Source organism: Nonomuraea sp. K271, from assembly GCF_009908215.1.
Lineage (GTDB): Bacteria > Actinomycetota > Actinomycetes > Streptosporangiales > Streptosporangiaceae > Nonomuraea > Nonomuraea longispora.
This window is the reverse complement of record NZ_JAAAHR010000111.1, coordinates 1-25,034: the sequence shown is the minus strand read 5'-3', so window position 1 is coordinate 25,034 and position 25,034 is coordinate 1. Positions and strand designations below refer to the sequence as shown.

Here is a 25,034-nt window from a genome sequence, read left to right as displayed (position 1 = left end):
TCGATGGAAAGGCCAACCCGCATGCTGATCGGGGTGCTGACCCCGGCGCACCGGGGTCAGCACCCGCCTCCTGCGCTCGGGTTGGTCCGCAGTGCTCCGGCCTTGCCGGGGGTGAAGCGGTCCGCCTCTACCCGATCGCCGGTCAGCGTCAAGCGCTGGCGCGGGCGTTCGGGTGCGCGGACGGTGTTCAACGACGGACTGCACGCACGGCATGACGCTCGCGAGCAGGGACTGCCGTACATCTCGGACGCTGAGCTGTCCAAGCGGGTCATCACGCAGGCGAAGCAGACCTCGCAGCGGGCCTGGCTTTCCGGGGTGTCGGCGGTGGTGCTGACCCCCGGTTCCTGCGCCGCGCCGAGCGGCGGCTGCGCCAAGGCACAGCAGGCCCTGTCGCGCAAGGCGAAGGGGTCGGCGAACTGCTCGCCTGCTGGACAGTGGCCGCGGTACGAACGGCTACCGTCACTTCGACGAGGATTCCGTGGTCACCGTGCGGCAGGTGCGCCCTGCTGAGGGCCGGGCTGTCCACCGAGGCGATCCGGTCGGTGCTGCCGTGCGCGCGGGGCGAGCGTCCCGACATCGAGTGGTGCGCCGAGTTGTGGGACATCCTGAACGGCGAACTGGCGACCATGGACCGGCGCATCGACGATCTTCAGAGCGGCCGCGACCTTCTCGCCGGGTTCCTGGCACGGCCCTGAGTCGTCAGGCGGTCCGTGCCGCGGTGACCACCACGGCGGTGTAGTGCATCCTGAAGGCGCCGCCCACCGCGTCGATCGCGGCCCCCATGCCGGACAACACCTCGTCCAGTTCGGCGGCCGGGAGCCGATTGTTGCCTCCGTGTGTGGGGGTCTGGTCCAGCCACTCGTCCCGGGTGTAGGTGTGCTCCCAGTCGAAGTGCCACCGCTCCGGTTCGCCGAATGCGCCGGCCTGGCGCATCCCGTCCGTGGCCGTGTCGCACATCGCGGAGTACGCCTCGGTGAGGGGCTTCGTGGGGTCGTGGACCGGCGTCTCGGGCAGCACCCGGCGATAGATCGCGGTGAAGGCCTCGGCCAGGTCGGGGGGAGGCTGGAACGCGTTCCAGAACAGCGCCAGCCGTCCTCCGGGACGCAGCACCCGCGCGGCCTGGGCGGCGCCCGCGACCGGGTCGACCCAGTGCCAGGCCTGCGCGGCGGCGACCGTGTCAAAGGTGCGGCCCGCCGGGTCCCAGTCCTCGAACGTCGACACCTCGGTCTCGACCCCGGTCTGCCTGGCCAGGGCGGCCATGCGCGGGTCGGGCTCGACGCCGAGCACCTGGCATCCGGCGGCCTGGAACTGGCGGGCGGCGATGCCGGTGCCGCTGCCGACGTCGAGGAGGAGCGGCCCGGGGCCGGCGGCGACGATCCGCTCGACCAGGGCGTCAGGGTAGCGCGGGCGGGTGCGGTCGTAGCGTTCGGCGTCGGTGCCGAACGACTCGGCGACCTGACGGAGCCGATGGGGCTGGTTGCTTTCCGTCGATGAAGTGGGCATGTGCCCACCCTAATGGGCGCATGCCCACTCAGCTAGCCTGGAGGTCCGGTTACGCTGATGGAGGAACGCACGGTGCCGACTGGGGTGGCCCTGCGCGACGTGCGCGACCAGCTGTTCAACGCCGCCGAGCGGGTCCTGCTCCGGGCCGGCCCCAGCGGGCTGACCAGCCGGGCGGTCACCAGCGAGGCCGGCTGCGCCAAGGGTGTGCTGCACCGGCACTTCGCCGACTTCGACGCCTTCCTCGCCGAGCTCGTGCTCGACCGCGTCGGCCGGATCGAGGCCCAGGCCGTCGCCCTGCTCGACCGCACCGGCACCGGCACCGTCGCCGGCAACCTCACCGCGGCGCTGACCGGCGTGTTCGAGTCGGTCGCCGTGGCCATCGTCGGCCTCATCACCTTCCGCGACGAGCTGCGCGCCCGGCTGCGCCGGACCCGGCCGGCGGGGGTTCCGCTCCTGGCCGAGGCCACCGCGATGATCGCCTCCTACCTCGCCGCCGAGGTCGAGATGGGCCGCATCGCGGTGGACGCCGACGTCGACACGCTCGCGCTCACGCTCGTCGGAGCCGCGCACCTGCTCTACGCCGGCAGGGAAGGCTCGCCGCCGGACCCCGCCGCCGTCGAGAAGGTCGTGACCACGGTCATCGCCGACGTCCTGCAGCGACGGCTGCTCTGAGGCCGCTCAGCCGGCGTCGGGGACGTACGCCAGGTTCAGCACGCCGGTCCGGAAGGTCTCCGACCTGACCAGCTTCAGCGGGTGGGTCGGGGTGTCCTCGAACAACCGCTGGCCGTGGCCGACGGCGATCGGGTGGACGAGCAGGTTGAGCTCGTCGAGCAGCCCGTTGGCCAGCAGCCATCGTACGGTCGTCGCCGAGCCGGACATCTGGACGTCGCCGCCGCTGATCTCCTCCTTGATCTCGCGCAGCCCGGCCGCGACGTCACCGGAGACGATGGTGGTGTTGCCCCAGTCGGCCTTCTGCAGGCTGTTGGACACGACGTACTTGCGGGCGTTGTTGAGCAAGGCGGCCACCTCCGGGTCGGCGTCCGTCGACGTCCAGTAGGTGGACCACTCGTCGTACAGTCTGCGGCCCATCAGCATCGCCGCCGCGCTCTGCATGCCCGCCTCGACCACGGCGCCCATCTCGTCGTTCCAGTACGGGAAGTGCCACTGGTCCGGCGACTCGACCACGCCGTCGAGGGAGATGAAGAAGCTCGAAATGATCTTGGCCATCGCTGGGCTCCCTAGCCGTTGGAGTTGTCAGAAGGTGTCGCTCAATGCGCCGATGTGAACGGTATGGGGGCGGGGTTCTCACGTCTTGTACAGAAGCGACAGAGGCTCGTCCGGGGCCGGGACGCTCAGCTGCGTGGCGGTCCGCCCGACGTACCGGGTCAGCGACCGCGCCAGATGCGGCTGGTCGAAGTAACCGAGCCGGTGGATCACGTCGTGGACCGGCGTGCCGTCCTGGATCAGCAGCGCCGCCTGCCGGGCACGGGCGATGCGCTGGACGGCGCCCCGGGTGAGGCCGGTCGCCGCCACGAAACGCCGCTGGACGGTGCGTTCCGACACGTCCGGTGTGGCGCCGTGGAGCACCGTGGCGACGATCGGGTCGCGGTCCAGCACCGCCTCGCGCACCATCCGCCGTACGAACTCCTCGGCGTTGTCGTAGCCGGGCAGGCGCCAGGTGGAGCCCTTCAGCCAGAACGACCTGCGCGTCGCGCCGGGGATCTCCACGGCCCCGTCGACGAGCAGGCGGCCGGGAAGGTGGGGCATGGACGTGCCCAGCGAGAAGGTGATCCCGAAGAACGTCGCGTCCTCGGGCACGCCGGCGGGGCTCGCCGACCTCTCGGGCCCCCGGACGGCCACGCTGACCTCGCCGCGGTGTTCCCAGAACACCAGCTCGTGATGCGGGGTCGCGATCGACGTCATGCGGGCGACGTCATGGCTGGTGCTGCGCCACACCCGCTCGATGTACGGCGAATCGGACGGCCGGCTCTCGATGTGCAACCCCATCCGGGTCCTCCTCCTGCGCCGAAAAGGCACCACCGAGCAGGCAGTCTGGCACGGATTCCCCAGGAGGTGCAGGGCTCCGGGCGGCGAATCCCGCCGAGGATCAACAGTGCTTATATAAGTACTGTTACAATGGCCTCATGACGGATGACGACCCCACCAGCGAGAGCCTCTGGCGGCCGCTGCGGACCCTGCAGGCGTCGATGGACGCCGACATCACCCGGCTCTACTCCGAGAAACAGATCGACGGCCTCAAACCGAGCTTCGTGATGGAGCTGCTCCGGCTCAACGCCCTGGGCCCGATGACCATCACCGAACTGGCCGAGTCGGTCGGACGGACCCACTCGGCGCTCAGCCAGAAGGTGGCCGCCATGCGCGAGGCAGGTTGGGTCCAGACCGTGACCGGCGAGGACGCGCGCAGCAAGAAGGTCACGCTCACCGACCACGCCCGCGCGGTCGTCGGCCGCCTCGCGGCGGAGTGGCGGGCCACCGAGGCGGCCCTCGCCGACATCGAGGCCGAGATCCCCTACCCGCTCACCCAGGTGGTCACCGACATCGAGCAGGCCCTGTCCCGCAAGAGCTTCCACAACCGCATCGCCGAGAAACTGGCGCAGGACCCCGCGTGGCAATGACGGGCGTGCCCGCTCAGCGCGGAAGGGTGCCGGTGTACGCCGCCCAGTCCGCCGGGTGCGCCATCCCCTTGCGCACGGGCACCTTCCGGACGGCGCCCGCCTCGTCGATGACGATGCGGTTGCCCTCCATGCGCGGGCTCCCGCCCGCGCTGACGGGGAACCTGCGTTCGGCCGGCCCGACCGGCGCGGTGAGGACGATGGCCTGGGGCTCGACCCGGAAGTACGGCCGCCGCAGATAGATGACGCCGAGTCCGGCGACGATCAGCCCGACGACGATCGTCGGGCTGAAGGTCCCGAGCAGGAAGAGCCAGAGCTGCAGGAGGACCAGGACCGAGCCCAGGATCAGGAACGTCCAGCCCAGCAGCGGGTTGTAGCGGATCTTCATGGAGGAAGCAGTCCTTCTCCGGCGGATGGTGCGGGCTCACGATCCTTGCCGCCCGCGCCCTCGGAGGCAAGCGTCGCGGGGAGCCGAGCCGAGCCGTGACCTCCACGAGACGTCCGAAGGCCGCCAGCGCCGTCCCCGATCCGCCGCAAAGGTGGTGGTGAGCACCGTCACCTACACGCAAACCCGCATCGAGCCGAACATCCTCTACTTCGGCACCCCCGTGGTCCTCATCTCCTCCATGAACGAGGACGGCACCGCGGGTCTGGGTGCACGAGGAGATCCTCATGGCCGGTACGGACGACCGCGTCGACCCGGACACCTGGCGCCCCCTCATCATGAGCTTCCAGAAGGTGTACGGCCTCGGCCCGCAGGCCCACCCGTCCACGCTTGCGCGGATCCCCCAGCGGCTCTACCGCAGCGCCGACCTAGAGCGGGCCCGCCCCGTCCAGCAGGGCCAGCCATGACCGGCCGGCGCACACCCGGGTGATCTCCTCGACCTCCAGCCACCCGGCCCCCGTGGCCTCCGACCCGGCGGGCGGCTGGGTCGGGGAGCCCAGGGCCGGGAGTGCGGCACGGAACATCACCATGTACGTCAGCGGCGGGTAACGGTAGCCGTCGGGCGCCGGGGCGAGCAGCTCGATGCGTTCCCAGGCGAAGACGGACAGCGCGGACGGGGGCAGGCGCAGGCCGGTCTCCTCGTACAGCTCGCGGACCGCGGCGTCGACCGCGGTCTCGCCGGGTTCGAGGTGGCCGCCGGGGATGTCCCAGCCGCGCCGGTCCACGCGCGTCATGAGGGTTCTGCCCGCACGGTCCGACACGAACGCGAACGCGCACGTGGTCTGCTCCAGCGGCGGGACGGACTCGGAGCGCATCAGGTCCATGCGGTGCGCCACGGGGATGTAGGGGAGCGTGCCGGTCACGACCAGGTGAGTCATGCCTCCATCGTGCCCTCGATCAGACGCCCCGCCGCATGGCCCGGTTGCCCAGGTAGAGGCCGACGGCGGCCACCGCGCAGGCGGCGGCGGTGCCGTACAGGACGGACAGGTTCGCGAGGTCGCCGGCGAACAGCGCGCGCTGGGCGTCGACGACGTACGTGACCGGGTTGGCGTACCCGATGGCCTGCAGCCAGGCGGGGGCGGTGTCCAGGGGGAGGAGCACGCCCGAGCACAGGAGCAGCGGGAACATGATCGACTGGCTGACGATGTAGAACAGGGTGCCGCCGGGCGCCGACTTGATGGCGAGGACGAACGAGAGGGAGCCCAGCCCCACCCCGAAGATCACCAGCTGCACCAGGCCGGTCAGCACGCCCACCGGATGGAGCTCGAAGCCCAGGGGCAGCGCCAGCAGGATGATCAGCACCGCCTGGACCAGCAGGACGATCATCTCCTTCATGGTCCTGCCGACCAGCATCGCCGTGCGGTTGAGCGGGGTGACCATCATGCGCTCCATCGAGCCGCCGATCAGCTCGACCAGCAGCGTGTAGCCGGCGGCCAGCGGGCCGGTCAGGCACATCATGACCAGGATGCCCGGCACGAACCACTGCCACGACGAGCCGACCGCGCCGTCCAGCAGCGACCCGAACAGGAACAGGAACAGCAGCGGCTGACCCATCTCGAAGAGCAGCCCGACGGGCTCGCGCAGGGACGGTTTGACCTCGCGCGAGAAGACGGTGGTGGTGTCACGCAGGAATGTCGTCATCGGTGAGGCTTCTCCCGGTAAGTGCGAGGAACACGTCGTCAAGGGTGGGGCGGGCGGTCTCGGCGGTGGTGACCTTGATGCCGGCGCCGTCCAGGGTGCGGAGATAGTCGGGCAGCGCGGCGGCGGCGTTGGGCACCTGGAGGCGTACGGTGGTGCCGGTCGCTGTCCCGTCGCCGATGCGGGCGGCCGTCCGCGCCTCCCGCTCGGTGCTGGTGGTGATGGTGATGTGGTCGCCGGCGAGGTCGTTCTTGAGCCGTTCGGCGGTGCCGTCCGCGATGATCTTCCCGCCGTCGATGATCACCACGCGCTCGGCCATGTTGTCGGCCTCCTCCAGGTAGTGCGTGGTGAGGAAGAGCGTCGTGCCGAACGTCTCCCGCAGCAGCAGGATGTGCTGCCAGATGTCGGCGCGGCTCTTCGGGTCGAGGCCCGTCGAGGGCTCGTCCAGGAAGAGCAGGTCGGGGCGGTGGATCAGGCCGAGCGCGATGTCCAGGCGGCGGCGCTGGCCGCCGGACAGGGTGCCGGGACTGCGTCTGGCCAGCGGCCGGAGGTCGAGCAGGTCCAGCAGTTCGTCCGCGCGGGCGGCGGCGTCGCTGGTGCCGAGGCCGTAGCAGCGGCCCTGGGTGACGAGTTCGTCGCGGACGAGGAAGTTCTCGCCCGCGCTGTTCTTCTGGCCGACGTAGCCGATGCGGGAGCGGACGGCGGCCGGGTGCGAGGCCACGTCGTGGCCCGCCACCGTGGCGGTGCCGGAGGTGGGCGGAAGCAGGGTGGTGAGCATGCGCAGGGTGGTGGACTTCCCTGCGCCGTTGGGGCCGAGGAACGCCACGAGCTGGCCGGCCTCCACATCGAGATCGATGCCGGCGACGGCGGTGACGGTCTCCTTCTTGACCTTGAATTCTCGGGTCAGGCCCCGGGCGTGGATCATGGTCGGTCTCCTCCGGGCATGGCAAAGAAACCCCTGGTCGGGGCGGGGGGTCGGGAATGAGTCCAGTCTGAGGAGGAAAACCCTCTTTGGCAAACGCGAACATGACGTACACATACGGCGCTGACCTGCGAAAACGACGTGCTCGACGTACACCCCGCGGAAGCCGATTTCGGGGCTCTGAGGTGCGGTTATCCCGATGCTGGAGAAAATCTGTTTCGACAGGGCTCTCGGACGCCGCTTCTGGCAGCATGTCGGGTCATGCGCAGGCTCACCGTGCTGGTGAACGGGCTGCCGGGAGCGGGGAAGACCACACTGGCCCGCGCGCTCGGCCGCGAACTCGGGTTGCCGGTCTTCTCCAAGGATGCCCTCAAGGAGACGCTGGCGGACGTCCTCTCCAGCCCCGGCGGAGTGGAGGCCAGAGAGTGGAGCAGGCGACTCGGGATGGCCGCGGGCGAGAGCCGGTACGAGCGGCGCGCGCGGCACTCGATCCACCATGACGCAGAGGTCGATGACGAGCGGTGGCGGGAATGGTCGGCGGCGGCGCGGCCGCTCGCGCTGGGGCCGGTCTATTCGGTCGATACGTCAAAGAGCGTGAATATAGCTCGACTTGCGGATTTGTATGCGGCTCCGCAAGGATCTCCGGGGTGAAACGTCTGTGGTTGTCCATGGTGATCGCGGCGACCGGGATGACCGGAGTCGCCGAGGCCGCCGGCGGGGTCCGTGGGGTCGACGTCAGCGACCGGACCGGTGACGTCGACTGGGAGAACGTGGCCCTGGGCGGCGGGAAATTCGCGTTCGTGCAGGCCACCGAGGGCGCCGACTACCGCAACCCGCGTTTCGACGGACAGTTCGGCGGTGCCGCGGAGGCGGGCCTCTACCGCGGCGCCTATCACTTTGCGCAACCGCGTGAATCCGATGGGAGAGCCCAAGCCGACTATTTCCTCCAAAATGGCGGCGACTGGATCAGCGACGGCCAAACCCTCCCCGGAGTCCTCGACCTGGAGGACAATCCGTACAAAGACAAGAACGGCAAGAACTCCTGCTATGGCCTGTCCACGAAGGACATGGTCGCCTGGATCAAGGACTTCACGGTCAAATACCGCCGGGCGACTGGCCGGCACGCCATCATCCACACCACGACGAGCTGGTGGCGGACCTGTACGGGGAACTCGGCCGCGTTCGCGTCCAACCCCCTCTGGCTGGCCCGCTGGGGGAGCGATCCGGGGTCGCTGCCGAAGGGCTGGAAGCGGCACACGTTCTGGCAGTCGGCGGACAAGGGCACGCTGGCCGGCGGCCAGAACTCGTTCAACGGCAGCGAGTCCCGGCTCAGGGCGCTGGCCAACCCGCCGGCCGAGGTGATGGTCTCGGGCGAGGCCATGAGCAGGACGTCGTACAAGGTGGTCGTGACGAACACCGGCCCCTACCCGGTCAAGGACATCAAGGTGTCGGGGCGCGCGTTCGGCGGGCAGCGGGTGGTCGAGGCGCCGGCGTGCAAGTTCAGCGGTACGGCGGTGACGTGCCGGGTCAAGGAGCTGCCGAAGGCGAAGAAGGTGCTGTTCGTGTTCACCACCAAGCCCAGGAAGGCGAAGGGCACGGTCGGCATGAACATCACCGTCGGTTCGGTGAAGCTCACCCTTAAAGCCCGATAAGGCAGGATGTATCCCAAGACCCGGCTATAAGGGGTGTTTGGGTGAAGCGGCGGTCAGCGGTGGCGGCAGCGCTGATCCTGCTGACCGCCACGGCCTCGATGCCGCTCGGCCTGCCCCTCCCGCCCAGGATCGTCCAGCTCGCCTACGAGATCGAGCGGCACGGCATCGCGTACGCCTGGGGCGGCGGCCACGCCGGCGAGCCGGGACCGTCGAAGGGCACCTGCAGGGGTTACCGAGGGAAGATCAAGCCGTGCCCGGCGGCCAGGACGCGCGGCCTCGACTGCTCGGGGCTGACCAGGTGGGTGTACGCGCTGGCGCACGGCAGGGACGTGCTGGGACCGGGCAACACCGACGCGCACGTACGCAAGATGCGCCGGGTGAAGTCCCCGAAGCCCGGGGATCTGGCATTCTTCGGCAAGATCACCAAAAAGACCGTCAAGACCCATCACGTCGGCATCTACCTGGGCAAGGGAACGATGATGAACGCGCCCGAGACCGGGGCGATCGTGCGCGTCGACGACATCGCCGAGAAGAAGGACTTCGCCGGCTTCTACCGCTACCGCCCGCCACGTACCGGATCTCGCTGACCCATCCGGTATGCCGGTAACGCATGTGGCGGCCGGAAATTGAGAGACCCGACGGCTAGTGTGTGCCGCTATGGACAGGCGATGGATCGGCCTCGACGGCTACGAGGTCCTGCCGGCCATCCGGGCCGGCCGGCAGGTGCTGCGCGTGCGCAGGCACGGGTGCGTGATCGCCGACTGCACGTCGGTCGCGCAGGTGGCCAGGCTGGTCGATCTGGCCGAGTTGTGCGAGGTGATCGAGCTGCCCGCGCGGCGCCACGCGGAGGTCCCCGTGGAGGCCGGAACAAGTTCGCATCAGGGCTGAGCGCCGTGTATGGTTACACCTGTCCGCAGCGACGGACAGGCCCCTATAGCTCAGTCGGCAGAGCGTCTCCATGGTAAGGAGAAGGTCAACGGTTCGATTCCGTTTGGGGGCTCACAGTCTGAGCAGGAAAAACGCCTGGTCCGAGAGATCTCGGGGCCGGGCTTTTGTGATCGTCGGGCATGTTCTCGCGACTAACGCCGTCACCCGTAAGCCGGGTAGGAACGAAGAACGTCTCCAGCTGGGCTCGCGCATGTCTCCTGACCGCCGCCAGGTGCGAGTATGCCCAGCCAGTTCCCACAGTGGTGGTTTGTTGCTTTGCTGCGCTTAACGAACAAATGGCCCAAAGTGTCGCATGGGACTCGTTATCCTCACAGGGCTACAGATGCCGAAGGCGAGGAGAGGTAGAAACGCATGCGTACCAAGTTGGCTGCCGTTGTGAGTGCCGGGGTGCTCGCAGCCGGGATCATCTCCACGAGCGCTGCTCCCGCCAGTGCCGCCAGTGCCGCCAGCCCCTGTGGGAGCGGCTACAAGCTCGTGGGAGCCTACAACATCAACAAGGGCGGCCAGAAGTACGGCCTCCTCGAGATCCGGTGGAACGCCCGCACCGGAAAGAACTGCGCACTGGCCTACGGCTCCGGGTCGAACTACGGTCGGTCCGACTACAAGTCGGTGCGGATTCGTTCGTCCGACAAGAATTCCTGGGCCGACACCGACTGGGGCGACTTCTCGCGGTACGCGGGTCCTGTCTACGTCGCAGCCAAGAACAAGTGCATCGATGTGGCCGCCCACATCGAAGGCACGTCGGGGAAGAAGGGCTACGTGTACAAGCGTGACGTCCACTGCGGATGACCGGTGCGGCGCCGCGAGGCGCCAGGCGATGACGTAGTACGTCAGCCGTACCGCACGGTCGTGGACACCGGCTGGGCATCACGATGATCAGGTGTCCAGCCTGTTCCCGGGTCTCGCGGCCGGCGGGTGGATGCGGGGCGTCCGTTCCCGGGCACGTCCGTCGCACCGGATTTCGGTTCTGGGGGGTTCCTGGGGCATACTGGAGAGAGCCTGCCCGATGGAGCGAGTTGCCGATGTGCTCGCCACGTCGGGTATTCTCTACGATGGCCGGTGTCGTTGACCGGCTCAAGGCGGAGTAGCTCAGTCAGGCAGAGCAAACGGCTCATAATCGTTGTGTCGCCGGTTCAAGTCCGGCCTCCGCTACTGCCCATTCCCAGGTCACCGACCTGGGCACGGGCCTGTCCATGTCCCGAACGTAGAAAGGCACTCCCAAGTGGCTGCCACCGACGTTAGGCCGAAGATCACGCTGGCCTGCCAGGAGTGCAAGCACCGCAACTACATCACGCGGAAGAACCGGCGCAACGACCCGGATCGGCTTGAGCTGAAGAAATACTGCCCCAACTGCCGCTGCCACCGCGCGCACCGCGAGACCCGCTAGGTTCGCACCGGGCAGGGCCATCGGCCCCCCTTATCCGTTCCATCGCACAGCCGGCGCCCCCTTCGCAGGGCGCCGGTTCGTCGTGTCCGCCCCCGCCTGCCGCATGTGGCTCCGGCCCGTGGCCGGCTCTCGTGGCGTGCCCTGACGCACCTGCCCGCCGGCCGGGCGGCCGCGTTCAACGCGGGTGTGGCTGAGCCGGCCCACTACCTCGACTCGACCCCGCCCAACGGCTCGGGCAGGGCGTCCAGCGCGGCAGTCGCATCGGCCCAGGCGCGCGTCTCGTACAGCGAAATCCCGCCAGGACCGTGCTCCGCCCCGAACGCAGCATTCCGAGATATCCGGAACGGTGTTCTGTTTGGTATGTCCCGGGTCAGCCCGTCTCTCGACGAGGTCGAACAGGGCTGCTCGAAGCAAGGGCGGCACGGCAAAATCACGGCCATCTCTCGCGACAGCCGAACGTTGTTCTGTTACCGTCGCCCTCAGCAGCGCTCGGTCGGAGACATACGAGGAGCCATCGATGGCCTTGAACCGTGACTTCGTGGGCCGGAGCTATCCGCCCAGCGCCCCATACGAGGTCAGCCGGGTGAAGATCAGGGAGTTCGCCACCGCGATCGGCGACAACAACCCTCTCTACCGCGACAAGGAGGCCGCGCGGGCCGCCGGCTACCCCGACGTGATCGCGCCGCCCACGTTCCCCATCGTCTTCAGCCTGCAGAGCGGCGGCGAGGCCCTGGCCGACCCCGGTCTGGGCCTCAACTTCGCCATGGTCGTCCACGGCGAGCAGCGCTTCGAGTACGTACGTCCCGTCATCGCCGGCGACGAGCTGGTCAGCACCGCGACGATCACCGACATCCGCACCGCCGGCCGCAACGAGCTGCTGACCGTGCGCAGCGACGTGACGACCGTCGAGGGCGAGCCCGTCTGCGTCACCTACAACACGATCGTGGAGCGCGGAGGGGCCGCCTGATGACCGCCACGGTGAAGTACGACCAGGTCGAGGTCGGCCAGGAGCTCACGACCGTCGACTACCGCGTGCGCCGCTCCAACCTCGTCATGTACGCCGGCGCCTCCGGCGACTTCAACCAGATCCACTGGAACGAGCGGTTCGCCAAGATGGTGGGGCTGCCCGACGTGATCGCGCACGGGATGTACACGATGGCGCAGGCCGGGCGGTTCGTCACGGACTGGGCGGGAGATCCGGGTGCGGTGGTCGACTTCGGCGTGCGGTTCTCGTCGATGGTGGTCGTGCCCGACGACGACCAGGGAGCCACGATCACGGTCAGCGGCGTGATCGAGGCGAAACTCGAGGACAAGCGCGTCGTCGTCGGGCTCGTCGCCAGGGCGGACGACGCTCAGGTGTTGTCCAAGGCGCGTGCGGTGGTGCAGCTGTCCTGAACGCCGGCAGGCCGGCGATGATAAGTCGGCCCGCTCCCGGGTACTCCGTGACGGTATGTCTGAAGCCGCGCGAGAAGTCTGGCCCACGGTCCGATCGATCCCCGTCTCCGCCGTCACCGACGCGAAGCCCCCGGGACACCTCAGACCCGCCCGCGTCGAGGCCGTGGCGGGCAGCGGCGGCACCGGCCGCGACACCGCAGGCGGCGCGGTCGCCGGTCGCGACCAGGCAGGCACGGGCCGCGACACCACAGAGGGCGCACGCACGCGTCGCGACCCCGCCGGTGGCGCGGGTTCCGGGCGGGACACCGCCGGCAGGGGCCGTGAGACTGCGGGCGGGCGGCGGGCGACCGGGGTCGGTACGGCCGGGGCCAAGCCGCGTGGCACGCACGCACGCCAGAACCCCGCCGCCGAGCTGGGCTTCTCCGGAGACCCCGGCCAGCACGGGGACGACGGCGACGGCATGCTGCACGCCCAGCGCACCTGGGACGCGTCGCTGGCCACCAGCCGCCTCGACGACCTCGGCGTCAACACCGAGCGGCAGCGCGTCGAGACCGCTGAGATCACCACGAGCGTGGGCCTGCTCGTGGACGGCCGGCCCGAGGACGTACAGCGGTGTGTGCAGTCGCTGATCGACCACACCCGCGCCCGCGTGCTCGTGCTCGACCTCGGCAACGTCGACGGCGCCGGCAACGTGCTGGACGACCTGGCCCGCCGCTGGCCCGAGCGCATGGCAGCCTGGCACGTCGCCGAGCGGCCGCACTGGCGCGGCGGCACCGCCACCTGGGGCGAGAGCCGGGCCAAGCTGCTGCGGCTCGACGAATCCGAGGTCCACGTACTGATGGAGACGACCACTGTGCTGCGCGGCGACGCGCTGACCCCGCTGATCGCGGCCGTCGCCGAAGGGGCCGTCGCGGCCGGCTGGTGGGGGGCGGAACCGCTCGACGACGGTCGAAGCTGGCGCGAGGCGGGGCCGGGCCCGGTGCGGGCGCTCAGAGGGGACCTCATGGCGGTGCGCCGGTCGGCGGCGATCGGAGCGCTTCCCGAGCACGCCCACCACGGCGCGAACGCCGACCTGGAGCTCTCGCTCGCCCTGCACGGCACCCTGGTCGTCCCCCGCGACCGGCCGCCTGTGGAGCGTCACGACCGTGACGACCTGCCCGGCGACTACCTGGAGCAGGAGTCGCGGCGCAACTATGACGGGGTGCTCCGCCTCCTGCACGCCTCCGCCTGACGGGCGGACCCGCGCCCACCGCTCGGCGGATTGTCCGTAAGCTGTGGGCCCATGGAGATGCTCGCGCCGTACACCACGTTGGGCCTGGGCGGGCCCGCCCGCGATTTCGCCGAGGGGTCCACGGCGGAGCAACTCGTCTCCCTGGTGGCCGAGGCCGACAGGAACGGCGTGCCCACCCTGGTGCTCGGCGGGGGCAGCAACGTCGTGGTCGCCGACGAGGGGTTCGACGGGCTGGTGATCAAGGTCGCGACCCAGGGGCTGACCGTCTCGCGTGACGGCGAGCAGGTGCTGGTCACCGTCGAGGCGGGCGAGGACTGGGACCCGCTGGTCGCCCGCGCCGTGTCCGAGGGCTGGTCGGGCCTTGAGTGCATGTCGGGCATTCCGGGGCTGGTCGGCTCGACTCCCATCCAGAACGTCGGCGCGTACGGCCAGGAGGTCGCCCAGACGATCAGGTGTGTGCGAGCCTACGACCGGCTCACCCGCCAGGTGGTCGACCTGGAGGCGCGGCAGTGCGGCTTCTCCTACCGCGACAGCGTCTTCAAACGCGATCTGTCGCGGCACGTGGTGCTGGCGGTGACGTACGCGCTGGACGTCTCCGAGTCCTCGGGCCCGCTGGCGTACGCGGAGCTGGCAGGCCGGTTGGGGGCCGGGACGGGGAGCCGGGTGCCGCTCGCCCAGGCCCGTGAGGCGGTTCTGGAGCTGCGGCGGGGCAAGGGCATGGTGCTCGACCCGGCCGACCCCGACACGCGCAGCGTCGGCTCGTTCTTCACCAACCCGATCCTGACGGCCGAGCAGGCGCAGGCGCTGGCGGTGCGCGCTCCCGGCCATCCGCAGTGGAAGCTGCCCGGCGGGTCGGTCAAGGTGCCCGCCGCGTGGCTGATCGAGCAGGCGGGCTTCCCGAAGGGCTACGAGCTCGGGCCCGTACGCATCTCGACCAAGCACACGCTGGCGCTCACCAACCCCACCGGGCGCGCCACGACGGCCGACCTGCTGGCGCTGGCCAGGCAGGTCCGTGACGGGGTACGGGAGAAGTTCGGGGTCACGCTGGTCAACGAGCCGGTGCTGGTGGGCTGCGCCCTGGGGGAATAGCGGGCGAATTCGGCCTGTTATGGTGGGTCGGAACCGAAGGGGAGTAGTCCCAATCGTGTGATCGACACACTGGCGCTTCATCGCGCCCGGTCACATGGGCCTCACGCGGGCGGACGAGACCTTCGGCCTGGCAGCCATGCGACAAGTCGCTGCCGGGCCGAAGCCGTGCCCGCATCTCCCCGGGTCTATCGCTTCCGGCCCGGTCGCGCGGAAGAGGACCGTTGGAAGCGTTCTGGATCAGTCTCGGCGTCATCTTCGTGGCCGAGCTCGGCGACAAGAGCCAGCTCATGGCGATGACGTTCGCGACCCGTTTCAAGACATGGCCCGTGCTCGCGGGCATCACGATCGCCACGACCGTCGTACACCTGCTGAGCGTCGCCGTGGGCGGCCTGATCGGCGACGCGCTGCCGACGACGGCCATCTCGGTGGTGGCCGGGCTCGCCTTCCTCGGGTTCGCGGCGTGGACGTTGCGCGGCGACGAGCTGACCGAGGACGAGGCGCAGAAGGCCAAGCGCACCACCAGGAACGCCCTGATCGCGGTGACGGTGGCGTTCTTCCTGAGCGAGCTGGGCGACAAGACGATGCTGGCCACGATCACGCTGGCGACGCAGCACGGCTGGGTCGGCACCTGGATCGGCTCGACGGTCGGCATGGTGGCGGCGGACGCGCTGGCCATCGTGGTCGGGCGGCTGATGGGCAGGCACCTGCCCGAGAAGATCATCAGGTACGGCGCCGCCGCGGCGTTCGCGGTGTTCGGCATCGCGCTCCTGGTCGAGCCGTTCCTCTGAGGAGGTTCACGGCGACAGCAGCGACAGGCGGTGGGCCGCCGCGGCCGCCTCACCCCGGGTGGTGACGCCCAGCTTGGCCAGGATGTTGGACACGTGCACGCTCACCGTCTTCGCCGAGATGAACAGCTCGGCCGCGATGTCCCGGTTGGTCCGGCCCTGGGTGACCAGGCGCAGCACCTCCAGCTCGCGCGGCGTCAGCAGCTCCGACTGGTCCTGCCCCTGCGTGAGCCCGCCCACCCGGCGGGACAGCGCCTCGATCTCCGCGACGAGCGGCGTCGCGCGCAGCGCCTCGGCCAGCGGCAGGGCCGCCTTCAGCCGCGTCGCCGCCCCCTCGCGGTCGCCGCGGCGTGCCGTCTCGGACGCCGCCAGCAGCAGCGCCTTGGCCTGGTTGTGGGGGCGCTGGAGCCGTTCCCAGGCTGCCGCCGCGGCGTCGAACTCCCCCGCGTACGACAGCCGGTAGGCCTCCACGACCGGCCCGATGACCGACAACTCGGCCGCCACCTCAGCGGCCTGACGGCGTACGGCCGCGGCCCGTTCGGGCTCGGCGGTCCCGGCGGCGTCGCAGACCTCGCGCAGCAGGGCGAGCAGCCGCCAGCCGAGCATGGCCTTGCTCGACTGTCGGGGACGCGACAACACCCGCTCGGCCACGCCCAGGGCGGCGCCGGGCTCACCCTTGGCGAGGTGCCGGCGCATGAGCAGGTGGGCGTTGTGGGTGATGTCCTGGACGAACTCCTCCTGGCGCTCCTTCAGGATGCCGACCTCGGACAGGATGCCCTCGGTCAGCTGCAGCTCGCCCCTGGCCAGCGCGATGTCGGCGCGCACCCGCAGCAGGGCGTACCGGGTGCGCAGGACGGGCCCGTGGCCGAGCGCGGTCTCGACGGTCTCGATGGCCTCGTCCCAGCGGCCGAGCGACTCCAGCACCTCGGCCCGGTTGTTCAGGATGAACAGGCCGCTGCCGCGCAGCCTGCCGTACTGCTTGGCGAGCCGCCAGCCGTCCTGCGCCATGCGCAGGGCCTCGTCGTGGCGGCCCATGTCGGTCAGGGCGTCGATGTTGTTGCCCATGGCTCTGGTGATGATGCGACCGGCGTTCGCTGCCCTGCCGAGATCAAGGGCCTGCTCGTTGATCATGATCGTGGTTTCCAGCTCGCCGTTGAGCGAGTGGCCGAGCGCCAGGTTCATCAGCAGGTCGGCTTCGAGGCTGGCTTCGCCGTACTCCCTGGCCAGCCGCAGGCCGTCGGCGATCAGCTCGCTCGCCTCGGTGATCTCGCCCCTCAGCATGAGCTGGCGGCTCAGTGGCGTGACGACCTCGGCCCAGTCGGGGCTGTTCTCGGGTACGAGCCGCAGCGCGTGCCTGAGGTCGTCGATGACCCCCGGATGTCCCTTGGAGTTCTTGATGCCGGCCCGCCGAACGATCAGCTGGGCCACCCGCGCCGGCTCCACGGCCTCGTCCAGCCCGGAGAGTGCGCCTTTGACGAATTTGAGCGCCGCGTCGACGTCGCCGCCGGCGTTGGCGGCCTCGGAGGCCCGTTCCAGGACGGCGGTGTGGTCGGCGTGGATGAGCTCGGCCGCGTCGGGCACGCGGTCCCACAACATGAGGACCCGTTCGAGCAGCGGGACGGCCTCGGTGTAGGCGTACGCCTTGAACGACTTCTGCGCGGCCTCCCAGGCGGAGATGAGCGCCCAGTGGTCGTCGCGGGCGCCGTACCAGTGGTGGGCCAGTTCGACGGCGGCGCGGCCCGGCGGGACCAGCCTGCGGTCCTTGGAGATCTCCTCGGCGTACCTGGCGTGCAGCCGCTGGTGCTCGCCGGGCAGTAGCTCGTCGTGGACGGCCTCGCGGATCAGGGAGTGGCGGAAGACGTAGGCGCGGCTGTCGGCGATCTGCAGCACGTTGCCCGCGATCGCGGGACGCAGCGCGGTCTCCAGCTCGATGTCGGACAGGCCGCTCACGGCGGCCAGCAGCGCGTGGCTGACCCGGGTGCCGCCGGCCGCGGCGACGCGCAGCACACGCTGGGTCTCCTCGGGCAGGCGTTCGACGGCGCTGAGGATGAGGTCCTGCATGGAGTCGGGGACGGTGCAGTCCTCGCCGCTGTCGAGCAGCGCCTCGACGAACAGCGGGATGCCCTCGCTGCTCTCGTAGACCTTCTGCACCTTGGCGTACTGCGGAACCTCGCCGAGGATGCCGGTCATCTGCTGGGCGACCTCGTCCCTCGACAGGCGGGGCAGGTCGAGCCGGTGCACGCCGTTGACCCGCCCCAGCTCCGCCAGCACCGGCCTGAGCGGGTGCTGGCGGTGCAGGTCGTCGGAGCGGTAGGTCATGACGATGAGGACCTGCGGCGTGTGGAGGTTGCGGCTGAGGAAGGCGATGAGGTCGCGGCTGGACCTGTCGGCCCAGTGGATGTCCTCGATGACGAGGATGGTGGGAGCGCCCGCCGCGAGGCGTTCGAGCAGGGTGAGGAACTGCTCGAAGAGCCTGGCGCGGCCGGCGTCGGTCTCGCCGTCGCCGTTGGGCTCGCCGAACTCGGGCAGCAGCCGGGCGAGGTCGCGTGCGGCGCCGTCGGGCAGCAGCCCGGTCACCGTGTCGGGTCCCCGCTCCCTGACGAGCTGCCGGAGCGCGGCGGTGAAGGGCGCGTAGGCCAGGCCCTCGGTGGACAGTTCGACGCAGCCGCCGTACAGCACGTGCGCGCCCCCGGCGGCGCAGTGCTCGGCGAAGCGCTGGACGAGCCTGGTCTTGCCGACCCCCGCCTCACCGCCGACGAGGACGGCGGTCACCGCCCCTTTGAGCGCCTCGTCGAACGATTCGGAGAGCGCCTTCAGCTCCTCTTGCCGCCCCACGAAGACGGGACTGACTGATCGTCCCCGCATGTCATCCAGCATGTCATGCCTTATCGGTTGCTTTCGACGCCTTTACGGGAGTTGTGCGGGCTTTCACGGAGGCACGTGGGCCCGGCCACGAGGGAGAACGTGGCCGGGCACTCGTGGGGCGGTCATGACGAACGGCGCTTGCGGAAGACCGAGCGGCGCCCGGCCTTGTTCGCCCGCTCCACCTCGCGTACACGCCGGTGCTCGGCGGCCGTCCTGCGCAGTTCGCTGGCGTGGTTCTTCATGAGCTCGTACTCGATCTCGGGATTCACGGTGTCTCCTGCGTTCTCGTGCTTCTCCTTGACACCTTCAAGACTCGTGCTAAGGCCCCGGCCCCTACATCGGGTGGATGCCTTATCTCTGGTACGCGGGCACGCCCGCCATACCTAGGACCTGGGGCACGACCGCCCTAAGGGGGTCTGGTTTGGAGGTGGAGGCCCTGGTCGGCGATGCTGTGGGGGTGTCAACTGTGACTACCTCGCTCACGGACGTCGCTTCGTCCGACACCGCGTTGCGAGCATTCCTGCACGGCCTGCCCGGTGTCGACCGGGTCGGCGCGGACCAGCGGGCGGCGATGCTCGGCACCCGTTCGATCAAGACAACGGCCAAGGCGCAGGCCATCGACCTCGCCATCTCGATGGTCGACCTGACCACGCTGGAAGGGGCCGACACGGCCGGCAAGGTGCGCGCGATGTGCGCCAAGGCCGTGCGGCCCGGCGGTGACGCGCCCAAGGTGGCGGCCGTCTGCGTCTATCCCGACCTCGTCCCGGTGGCTGTCGGGGCGCTCGGCGGCACCGGGGTCAAGGTGGCCTCCGTGGCGACCGCGTTCCCGAGCGGCCGCTCCTCCCTCGACGTCAAGGTCGGTGAGACCACGGCGGCGGTGGCGGCCGGCGCCGACGAGATCGACATGGTGATCGATCGGGGCGCGTTCCTGTCCGGCCGTTACATGAAGGTGTACGACGAGATCGTCGCGGTGAAGGCGGCCTGCGGGGCGGCCCACCTGAAGGTGATCCTGGAGACCGGCGAACTGGCCACCTACGACAACGTCCGGCGGGCGTCCTGGCTGGCGATGCTGGCGGGCGCCGACTTCATCAAGACCTCGACGGGCAAGGTGTCGCCGGCGGCGACACCGCCGGTGACACTGATCATGCTGGAGGCGGTGCGCGACTTCCGCGACGCGACCGGCCGCCAGGTGGGGGTCAAGCCGGCCGGCGGCATCCGCACCGCCAAAGACGCCATCAAGAACCTGGTACTGGTCAACGAGACGGCCGGCGACGACTGGCTCTCGCCCGGCTGGTTCAGGCTGGGCGCGTCGTCGCTCCTCAACGACCTGCTCATGCAGCGCCAGAAGCTGTCCACCGGCCGCTACGCGGGCCCCGACTACTTCACCCTGGACTGATGATGGCGATCTTCGAGTACGCACCCGCGCCCGAGTCGCGCGACGTCGTCGACATCAGGCCGTCCTACGGGCTGTTCGTCAACGGTGAGTTCGTCGACGGCTCCGGCACCCCGTTCAAGACCGTCAACCCCGCCACCGAGGAGACGCTGGCCGAGGTGGCCACGGCGTCCTCCGACGACGTCGACAGGGCCGTGCAGGCCGCGCGCAAGGCGTTCGGCGTGTGGAGTGCAATGCCCGGCGCGGAGCGGGCGAAATACCTGTTCAGGATCGCGCGCATCATCCAGGAACGAGCCCGCGAGCTGGCCGTGCTGGAGTCGCTCGACAACGGCAAGCCCATCCGCGAGTCGCGCGACGTGGACGTGCCGCTGGTGGCGGCCCACTTCTTCTACTACGCGGGGTGGGCAGACAAGCTGGCCTACGCCGGGTTCGGCGAGCCCAGGCCGCTCGGCGTGGCCGGGCAGGTCATCCCGTGGAACTTCCCGCTGCTCATGCTGGCCTGGAAGATCGCTCCCGCGCTGGCCTGCGGCAACACGGTGGTGCTCAAGCCGGCCGAGACGACGCCGCTGACCGCGCTGGTCTTCGCCGACATCTGCCGCCAGGCCGAGCTGCCGCCGGGCGTGGTCAACATCGTGACCGGCGCGGGCGAGACCGGCGCCGCCGTGGTCGGCCACCCCGACGTCGACAAGGTGGCCTTCACCGGCTCCACCGAGGTGGGCCGCATCATCGCGCGCGCGGTGGCGGGCACCGACAAGAAGCTGACCCTGGAGCTGGGCGGCAAGGCGGCCAACATCGTGTTCGAGGACGCCGCCGTCGACCAGGCCGTCGAGGGCATCGTCAACGGCATCTTCTTCAACCAGGGCCACGTGTGCTGCGCCGGGTCGCGGCTGCTGGTGCAGGAGTCCGTGGAGGAGGAGGTGCTGGAGTCGCTGCGCAGGCGGCTGAGCACGCTCAGGCTGGGCGACCCGCTCGACAAGAACACCGACATCGGCGCGATCAACTCCGCCGAGCAGCTGGCGAAGATCCGTTCGCTGAGCGACCTCGGCGAGAGCGAGGGCGCCCAGCGCTGGTCGCCCGCCTGCGAGCTGCCGGACAAGGGGTTCTGGTTCCCGCCGACCGTCTTCACCGGGGTCGCGCAGTCGCACAGCATCGCCAGAGCGGAGATCTTCGGTCCCGTGTTGTCGGTGCTGACCTTCCGCACGCCGGCCGAGGCCGTCGAGAAGGCCAACAACACGCCGTACGGGCTGTCCGCCGGCATCTGGACGGAGAAGGGCTCGCGCATCCTGTGGATGGCCGACCGGCTGAGGGCCGGGGTCGTCTGGGCCAACACGTTCAACAAGTTCGACCCGGCCTCGCCGTTCGGCGGCTACAAGGAGTCGGGATACGGCAGGGAAGGCGGGCTGCACGGGCTGGAGGCGTACCTTGATGTGTGAGCGTCACCAACCGGGCCGCACGCCCGGCTCCAGGTGCGGGCTGCGCCGCGGGCGCGCCGCGACCGGGCACGCCTTCGCCAGGGCCGGGCGTCCCGTGCGCACCGGCCTGTTCGCGCACCGCTGCGGCGTGAGCCGGTGCGGCCACGTGTTCGTGCTGGTCGAGATGTCGCAGGAATCCACGTGGAGGGGGCGCGGCGATGAGTAGGCTGTCTGTCAGAAAGACCTACAAGCTGTACATCGGAGGGGCGTTCCCGCGCTCGGAAAGTGGGAGGTCCTACCCTGTGACCTCGGCCAAGGGAGACTTCCTCGCCAACGCCTCGCGCGCCTCGCGCAAGGACGCCCGGGACGCCGTGGTGGCCGCCCGCAAGGCGTTCCCCGGCTGGTCGGGCGCCACCCCTTACAACCGGGGGCAGATCCTCTACCGCGTGGCCGAGATGCTGGAGGGCCGGCGCGGCCAGTTCGCCGAGGAACTCGGCGGCGGCAAGCGGGCGGCGGCCGAGCGGGTCGACGCGACGGTCGACCGGCTCGTCTGGTACGCGGGGTGGTCCGACAAGATAGCCGCGGTGCACGGTGCGGCCAACCCGGTGGCCGGACCCTACTTCAACCTGTCGTCGCCCGAGCCGACCGGCGTGGTGGCCGTCGTGGCACCCGCCGATCCGCTGCTCGGGCTGGTGTCGGTGGTCGCCCCCGTGATCGTCACCGGCAACACCTGCGTGGTGGTGGCCTCCGAGCCGTCCCCGCTCGCGGCGATCACCCTGGCCGAGGTGCTGGCCACGTCCGACCTGCCGGGCGGGGTCGTCAACATCCTGACCGGGTCGCAGGCCGAGCTGGCTCCGTGGCTGGCCGGCCACATGGACGTCAACGGGCTCGACCTGACCGGGGTCGACGACGCCGATCTCGCGCTGCGGTGCGAGCAGGCGGCGGCGGAGAACCTCAAGCGGGTGCTGCGGCCCGCGCCGCAGGACTGGACGGCCGACCCCGGGACCGGGCGGATGACCCGGTTCCTCGAGACCAAGACCGTCTGGCACCCGATCGGCATCTGACCACGCCGTCCCCCGGTTCAGGCCGGGGGGACGTTGTGGTCCAGGCCGAAGAGGTTCGACGGGTCCCACCGGACCCCGGCCGCGATCCTGGCGGTGCCGGCGGAGCGGGCGGCGGCCTGCCGGACGTCGTCGGGGTCTCAGAAGCCGAGGCCCGGCGGCCTGAGCGGCGGATGCGCGGCCTGCAACTGCGCCGCCAGGCCGAGCAGATGAGGCTCGCCGCCCGGCGGGGCCACGATCTGCACCGCGATGGGCAGCGCGGTCGAATGCGTGGCGATCGGCACGCTGATCGCGGGCCAGCCGCACATGTTCCACGCGCCGGTGGCGGGGGCGTACCTGACGTTCGTCACCGTGTTGCGGACGAAACCGCGCGACCCCCAGCGGTCGGCCAGCGGCGGGAGCCCGGCCAGAGCGGGCATGATCATGGCGTCGGCATTGCCGAACCACTGGTCGGCGCCGTAGCCGCTCCAGCGCTCCCGGCCGTGCGAGCCGTCCAGCTTGAGCGCGCCGAGGGCCCGGCCCGCGCGGCTCAGCGCCCGCGTACGCCGCTCCAACCGCCCCCTGTCCAGGCCTTCCGCCGCCGCCGCGGTCCTGACCAGCCACGCCGCCACCGACGCCGGCCCCAGAAAGGCGGGCAGCTTCCGGGTGTGCTCGACCACCGTGTGCCCGGCCACGCGCAACGTCTCGCCCGCCGCGCGTACGGCGGCCTGGAACTCCTTGTCCACGGTCAGGCCCGCGGGCAGCGGCTGCGGGGCGCACGCCACCCGAAGGTCGAACGGCTCAGGGCCGTCGGACGGCGGCTGCGGCTCCCACACCTTGTCGTCGTCGGCCCAGACCGAACGCAACATGGGCGGGCTCGGCTCCTCCCGCCGCCCCGACCGCCACGCACGGGCCAGCGCCGGGTCCGCCGCCAGCACCGACAGCGCCAGCGCCAGGTCCGGCGCCGTCCGGGCCAGCGGGCCGTTCTCGCACAACCGGTCCCAGTCGTCGGAGGGCGGCGGCACCAGCCCGGTGCCCGGCTTGATGCCCAGCACCCCGCAGCACGCCGCCGGGATGCGTACCGAACCCATGCCGTCGTTGCCGAGCGCCAGCGGCACCATGCCAGCGGCCACCGCCGCGGCGCTGCCCGACGACGAGCCGCCCGGCGTGCGCGCCAGGTCCCACGGGTTGCGCGCGATGCCGTAGGCGCTGTCGCCGAACGCGACCAGCCCCAGCTCCGGCAGGTTCGTCAGGCCGACGACCACCGCGCCCGCCGCGCGCAGGCGGGCCACCGTCTCGTGGTCCCGCCGCGCGGGCACGTCGGGCGTCGCCCTCGAACCGGCGCGCATGGCCTCGCCGGCCACCTCCACGTTGTCCTTCACCGCCACCGGCACGCCCGCCAGCGGCAGCTCCGCGAGGTCGCGCCGCTTCTGTAACGCGCGCGCCTCGTCCACCGCCTGCTCTCTGACCAGTCGGAACGCCCGTAACCTCGGGTCGCGCTCCGAGATGGCATGGAGATGCTCCTCGACGACGGTCACGGCCGTGACGTCCCCGTTCCTGACGGCCGTCGCCATCTCGACAGCGGACCTGCCTGCCCACAACATGACTAGAGTGTGCAGCTTTTCCCATGGGGACGCGAGCCTGTATAAGGTCGGTACGCGTGAACGGACCGTCCCTCGCCCGCCGTCAGCGCTCCCTCGGTGACCCCTCGGCCGAATTTCCGCTGTTCCCGCCGCTTACCCGGGGCTGCCCCCGGACCAGCACCGACGAGATCGCCTACCCGCTCGACGTCGACTACGACTACGACCAGGTCGACCTCGCGCTGTTCGTTCAGGAGCCCGGCCCCGACATCGCGCGCTGGTCGCCGCTCCTGCCGCCCCTGGAGGCGCCCACGCTGGGGGAGGGCGGGACGCCGCTGTTGGAGTTCGACGGCGTTCACGTCAAGGACGAGTCGCGCAACCCCACCTGGTCCCACAAGGACCGCCTGAACCGGGTGGCCGTGAGCGCCGCCCTCGCCTCGGGCGCGCCCGGCATCGTCGTGGCCTCCTCCGGCAACCACGGCGCCTCGGCCGCCGCCTACGCGGCAAGGGCCGGGCTGCCCGCGATCGTGCTGACCTCCGCCGCCTCGCCGCCCGCCGTCCAGGCGTTCGCCCGCTCGTACGGCGCCAAGGTCGTGTCCGTGCCCGTCGAGGCGCGCTGGCCGCTGCTGCGCGAGGTCGTCGACCGGCTCGGCTACCACCCCGTCAGCAACCAGACCGTGACCCACACCGGGCACCCGTTCGGGCCGGAGGGCTACAAGACGATCGCGTACGAGCTGTTCCGGCAGCTCGGGCGGGCACCCGCGGCCGTCTTCGCGCCCACCGGCTACGCCGAGCTGCTCTACGGGGTGTGGAAGGGGTTCACGGAGCTCCGCCGGCTCGGGGTCGCCGGCGCCCTGCCCCGGATGTACTCCTGCGAGACCGCCGCGGGCGGCCCCCACGCCAGGGCGCTGTCCACCGGCGCGCCCGCCGCGATCGTCGAGCTCGGGCGCAGCGACGCGTACGGCATCGCCGGGCCGGTCGGCGGGCACCGGGGGGTGCTGGCCGTGCGGGACAGCGGCGGCGAGGCGGTGCTGCTGACCGACGAGGAACTGCGCGCCGCGCAGCGCGACCTGGCCGGGCAGGGCATGTGGCAGGAGCTGTCGGGGGCGGCAGGGG

30 protein-coding genes and 2 tRNA genes are annotated in these 25,034 nt (G+C 70.6%); 22 read left to right on the top strand and 10 right to left on the bottom strand.

Annotated features, from left to right (window positions below):
* Positions 1-434: 434 nt before the first annotated feature.
* On the top strand, positions 435-695 hold the full coding sequence (locus GUY59_RS30985; RefSeq protein ID WP_161714782.1) for a hypothetical protein: 261 nt from the start codon (positions 435-437) through the stop codon (positions 693-695).
* 4 nt (positions 696-699) lie between these two features.
* Here the strand turns inward: GUY59_RS30985 and GUY59_RS30980 are convergent, their stop codons facing one another.
* A complete protein-coding gene (locus tag GUY59_RS30980; protein WP_138203511.1) occupies positions 700-1,503 on the bottom strand; it encodes a class I SAM-dependent methyltransferase in 804 nt (267 codons plus the stop codon).
* Between the two features lie 72 nt (positions 1,504-1,575).
* Here GUY59_RS30980 and GUY59_RS30975 point away from each other — a divergent pair, with 72 nt between their 5' ends.
* Positions 1,576-2,175, top strand: coding sequence for a TetR/AcrR family transcriptional regulator (locus GUY59_RS30975; protein WP_138203513.1), 600 nt, complete (start codon positions 1,576-1,578; stop codon positions 2,173-2,175).
* A gap of 6 nt (positions 2,176-2,181) precedes the next feature.
* On the opposite strand, the gene GUY59_RS30970 is transcribed toward GUY59_RS30975, so the two are convergent.
* Positions 2,182-2,730: a dihydrofolate reductase family protein gene (locus tag GUY59_RS30970; protein WP_132332799.1), complete on the bottom strand. Its 549-nt coding sequence runs from the start codon at positions 2,728-2,730 to the stop codon at positions 2,182-2,184.
* A gap of 78 nt (positions 2,731-2,808) precedes the next feature.
* On the bottom strand, positions 2,809-3,510 hold the full coding sequence (locus GUY59_RS30965) for a helix-turn-helix domain-containing protein (protein ID WP_138203515.1): 702 nt from the start codon (positions 3,508-3,510) through the stop codon (positions 2,809-2,811).
* 137 nt (positions 3,511-3,647) lie between these two features.
* Here GUY59_RS30965 and GUY59_RS30960 point away from each other — a divergent pair, with 137 nt between their 5' ends.
* Positions 3,648-4,139, top strand: coding sequence for a MarR family winged helix-turn-helix transcriptional regulator (locus tag GUY59_RS30960; protein WP_138203517.1), 492 nt, complete (start codon positions 3,648-3,650; stop codon positions 4,137-4,139).
* A 13-nt stretch (positions 4,140-4,152) separates the two neighbouring features.
* On the opposite strand, the gene GUY59_RS30955 is transcribed toward GUY59_RS30960, so the two are convergent.
* Positions 4,153-4,524, bottom strand: coding sequence for a hypothetical protein (locus GUY59_RS30955; RefSeq protein ID WP_132332796.1), 372 nt, complete (start codon positions 4,522-4,524; stop codon positions 4,153-4,155).
* Positions 4,525-4,808: 284 nt separating this feature from the next.
* On the opposite strand from GUY59_RS30955, the gene GUY59_RS30950 reads away from it, so the two are divergent.
* On the top strand, positions 4,809-4,988 hold the full coding sequence (locus GUY59_RS30950; RefSeq protein ID WP_201761543.1) for a hypothetical protein: 180 nt from the start codon (positions 4,809-4,811) through the stop codon (positions 4,986-4,988).
* On the opposite strand, the gene GUY59_RS30945 is transcribed toward GUY59_RS30950, so the two are convergent.
* Genes GUY59_RS30945 through GUY59_RS30935 form a run of 3 tightly spaced genes read right to left on the bottom strand, consistent with a single transcriptional unit; the run spans position 4,950 to position 7,144 of the window.
* Positions 4,950-5,459, bottom strand: coding sequence for an NUDIX hydrolase (locus GUY59_RS30945; RefSeq protein WP_138203519.1), 510 nt, complete (start codon positions 5,457-5,459; stop codon positions 4,950-4,952). The two genes, GUY59_RS30950 and GUY59_RS30945, sit on opposite strands and share 39 nt — an antisense overlap.
* 19 nt (positions 5,460-5,478) lie before the next feature.
* A complete protein-coding gene (locus GUY59_RS30940) occupies positions 5,479-6,222 on the bottom strand; it encodes an ABC transporter permease (RefSeq protein WP_138203521.1) in 744 nt (247 codons plus the stop codon).
* Positions 6,203-7,144 (bottom strand): ATP-binding cassette domain-containing protein, encoded by a 942-nt coding sequence (locus GUY59_RS30935; RefSeq protein ID WP_138203523.1) that lies wholly within the window; start codon positions 7,142-7,144, stop codon positions 6,203-6,205. The genes GUY59_RS30940 and GUY59_RS30935 overlap by 20 nt, the downstream gene beginning before the upstream one ends.
* Before the next feature lie 258 nt (positions 7,145-7,402).
* On the opposite strand from GUY59_RS30935, the gene GUY59_RS30930 reads away from it, so the two are divergent.
* The 13 genes from GUY59_RS30930 (at position 7,403) to GUY59_RS30870 (ending at position 15,631) form a co-directional block, all read left to right on the top strand.
* The gene (locus GUY59_RS30930) at positions 7,403-7,792 is read left to right on the top strand and encodes an AAA family ATPase (protein ID WP_138203525.1); all 390 of its coding nucleotides are present in this window, start codon (positions 7,403-7,405) and stop codon (positions 7,790-7,792) included.
* Complete coding sequence (locus tag GUY59_RS30925) at positions 7,789-8,793, top strand: lysozyme (RefSeq protein ID WP_161714781.1); 1,005 nt, start codon at positions 7,789-7,791, stop codon at positions 8,791-8,793. Before GUY59_RS30930 ends, GUY59_RS30925 begins: the two co-directional genes overlap by 4 nt.
* Before the next feature lie 41 nt (positions 8,794-8,834).
* Positions 8,835-9,380, top strand: a complete 546-nt coding sequence (locus GUY59_RS30920) for a C40 family peptidase (protein WP_252375071.1) — start codon at positions 8,835-8,837, stop codon at positions 9,378-9,380.
* A 70-nt stretch (positions 9,381-9,450) separates the two neighbouring features.
* Complete coding sequence (locus tag GUY59_RS30915; protein WP_138203530.1) at positions 9,451-9,681, top strand: transposase; 231 nt, start codon at positions 9,451-9,453, stop codon at positions 9,679-9,681.
* 39 nt (positions 9,682-9,720) lie between these two features.
* Positions 9,721-9,793, top strand: a tRNA-Thr gene (locus GUY59_RS30910).
* 299 nt (positions 9,794-10,092) lie between these two features.
* Positions 10,093-10,530 carry a hypothetical protein gene (locus tag GUY59_RS30905; RefSeq protein ID WP_138203532.1) on the top strand — a complete coding sequence of 146 codons (438 nt, stop codon included), beginning with the start codon at positions 10,093-10,095 and terminating at the stop codon, positions 10,528-10,530.
* A 289-nt stretch (positions 10,531-10,819) separates the two neighbouring features.
* Positions 10,820-10,893, top strand: a tRNA-Met gene (locus GUY59_RS30900).
* A gap of 70 nt (positions 10,894-10,963) precedes the next feature.
* Positions 10,964-11,128, top strand: a complete 165-nt coding sequence (gene rpmG, locus GUY59_RS30895) for a 50S ribosomal protein L33 (RefSeq protein WP_019632658.1) — start codon at positions 10,964-10,966, stop codon at positions 11,126-11,128.
* A gap of 517 nt (positions 11,129-11,645) precedes the next feature.
* Positions 11,646-12,095 carry a MaoC family dehydratase N-terminal domain-containing protein gene (locus tag GUY59_RS30890; RefSeq protein WP_138203534.1) on the top strand — a complete coding sequence of 150 codons (450 nt, stop codon included), beginning with the start codon at positions 11,646-11,648 and terminating at the stop codon, positions 12,093-12,095.
* Positions 12,095-12,523 carry a MaoC family dehydratase gene (locus tag GUY59_RS30885; RefSeq protein ID WP_138203536.1) on the top strand — a complete coding sequence of 143 codons (429 nt, stop codon included), beginning with the start codon at positions 12,095-12,097 and terminating at the stop codon, positions 12,521-12,523. The genes GUY59_RS30890 and GUY59_RS30885 overlap by 1 nt, the downstream gene beginning before the upstream one ends.
* A gap of 55 nt (positions 12,524-12,578) precedes the next feature.
* Positions 12,579-13,754 (top strand): hypothetical protein, encoded by a 1,176-nt coding sequence (locus GUY59_RS30880; RefSeq protein ID WP_138203538.1) that lies wholly within the window; start codon positions 12,579-12,581, stop codon positions 13,752-13,754.
* 51 nt (positions 13,755-13,805) lie between these two features.
* Positions 13,806-14,843, top strand: coding sequence for a UDP-N-acetylmuramate dehydrogenase (locus tag GUY59_RS30875; protein ID WP_138203540.1), 1,038 nt, complete (start codon positions 13,806-13,808; stop codon positions 14,841-14,843).
* A gap of 221 nt (positions 14,844-15,064) precedes the next feature.
* Entirely contained in the window at positions 15,065-15,631 is a 567-nt protein-coding gene (locus tag GUY59_RS30870; RefSeq protein ID WP_138203542.1) for a TMEM165/GDT1 family protein, read from the top strand.
* 6 nt (positions 15,632-15,637) lie between these two features.
* Here the strand turns inward: GUY59_RS30870 and GUY59_RS50925 are convergent, their stop codons facing one another.
* Complete coding sequence (locus GUY59_RS50925; protein ID WP_289514123.1) at positions 15,638-18,493, bottom strand: helix-turn-helix transcriptional regulator; 2,856 nt, start codon at positions 18,491-18,493, stop codon at positions 15,638-15,640.
* 122 nt (positions 18,494-18,615) lie between these two features.
* Positions 18,616-18,762, bottom strand: coding sequence for a hypothetical protein (locus GUY59_RS47755; protein WP_165959596.1), 147 nt, complete (start codon positions 18,760-18,762; stop codon positions 18,616-18,618).
* Between the two features lie 197 nt (positions 18,763-18,959).
* Here GUY59_RS47755 and deoC point away from each other — a divergent pair, with 197 nt between their 5' ends.
* From deoC to GUY59_RS30845, 4 genes are read left to right on the top strand one after another with little or no spacing between them, the layout of a single operon-like run.
* Entirely contained in the window at positions 18,960-19,889 is a 930-nt protein-coding gene (gene deoC, locus GUY59_RS30860) for a deoxyribose-phosphate aldolase (RefSeq protein ID WP_252375072.1), read from the top strand.
* Positions 19,889-21,319 (top strand): aldehyde dehydrogenase family protein, encoded by a 1,431-nt coding sequence (locus GUY59_RS30855; RefSeq protein WP_138203548.1) that lies wholly within the window; start codon positions 19,889-19,891, stop codon positions 21,317-21,319. Before deoC ends, GUY59_RS30855 begins: the two co-directional genes overlap by 1 nt.
* On the top strand, positions 21,312-21,524 hold the full coding sequence (locus GUY59_RS30850; RefSeq protein ID WP_132332782.1) for a hypothetical protein: 213 nt from the start codon (positions 21,312-21,314) through the stop codon (positions 21,522-21,524). The genes GUY59_RS30855 and GUY59_RS30850 overlap by 8 nt, the downstream gene beginning before the upstream one ends.
* A complete protein-coding gene (locus tag GUY59_RS30845) occupies positions 21,517-22,362 on the top strand; it encodes an aldehyde dehydrogenase family protein (protein WP_132332781.1) in 846 nt (281 codons plus the stop codon). The genes GUY59_RS30850 and GUY59_RS30845 overlap by 8 nt, the downstream gene beginning before the upstream one ends.
* 137 nt (positions 22,363-22,499) lie before the next feature.
* On the opposite strand, the gene GUY59_RS30840 is transcribed toward GUY59_RS30845, so the two are convergent.
* Positions 22,500-23,942 (bottom strand): amidase, encoded by a 1,443-nt coding sequence (locus GUY59_RS30840; protein WP_138203550.1) that lies wholly within the window; start codon positions 23,940-23,942, stop codon positions 22,500-22,502.
* Positions 23,943-23,998: 56 nt separating this feature from the next.
* Between GUY59_RS30840 and GUY59_RS30835 the strand changes: the two genes are divergently transcribed.
* Positions 23,999-25,034, top strand: a 1,036-nt coding sequence (locus GUY59_RS30835; RefSeq protein ID WP_330849235.1) for a threonine synthase, incomplete at its 3' end; no start/stop codon positions are given.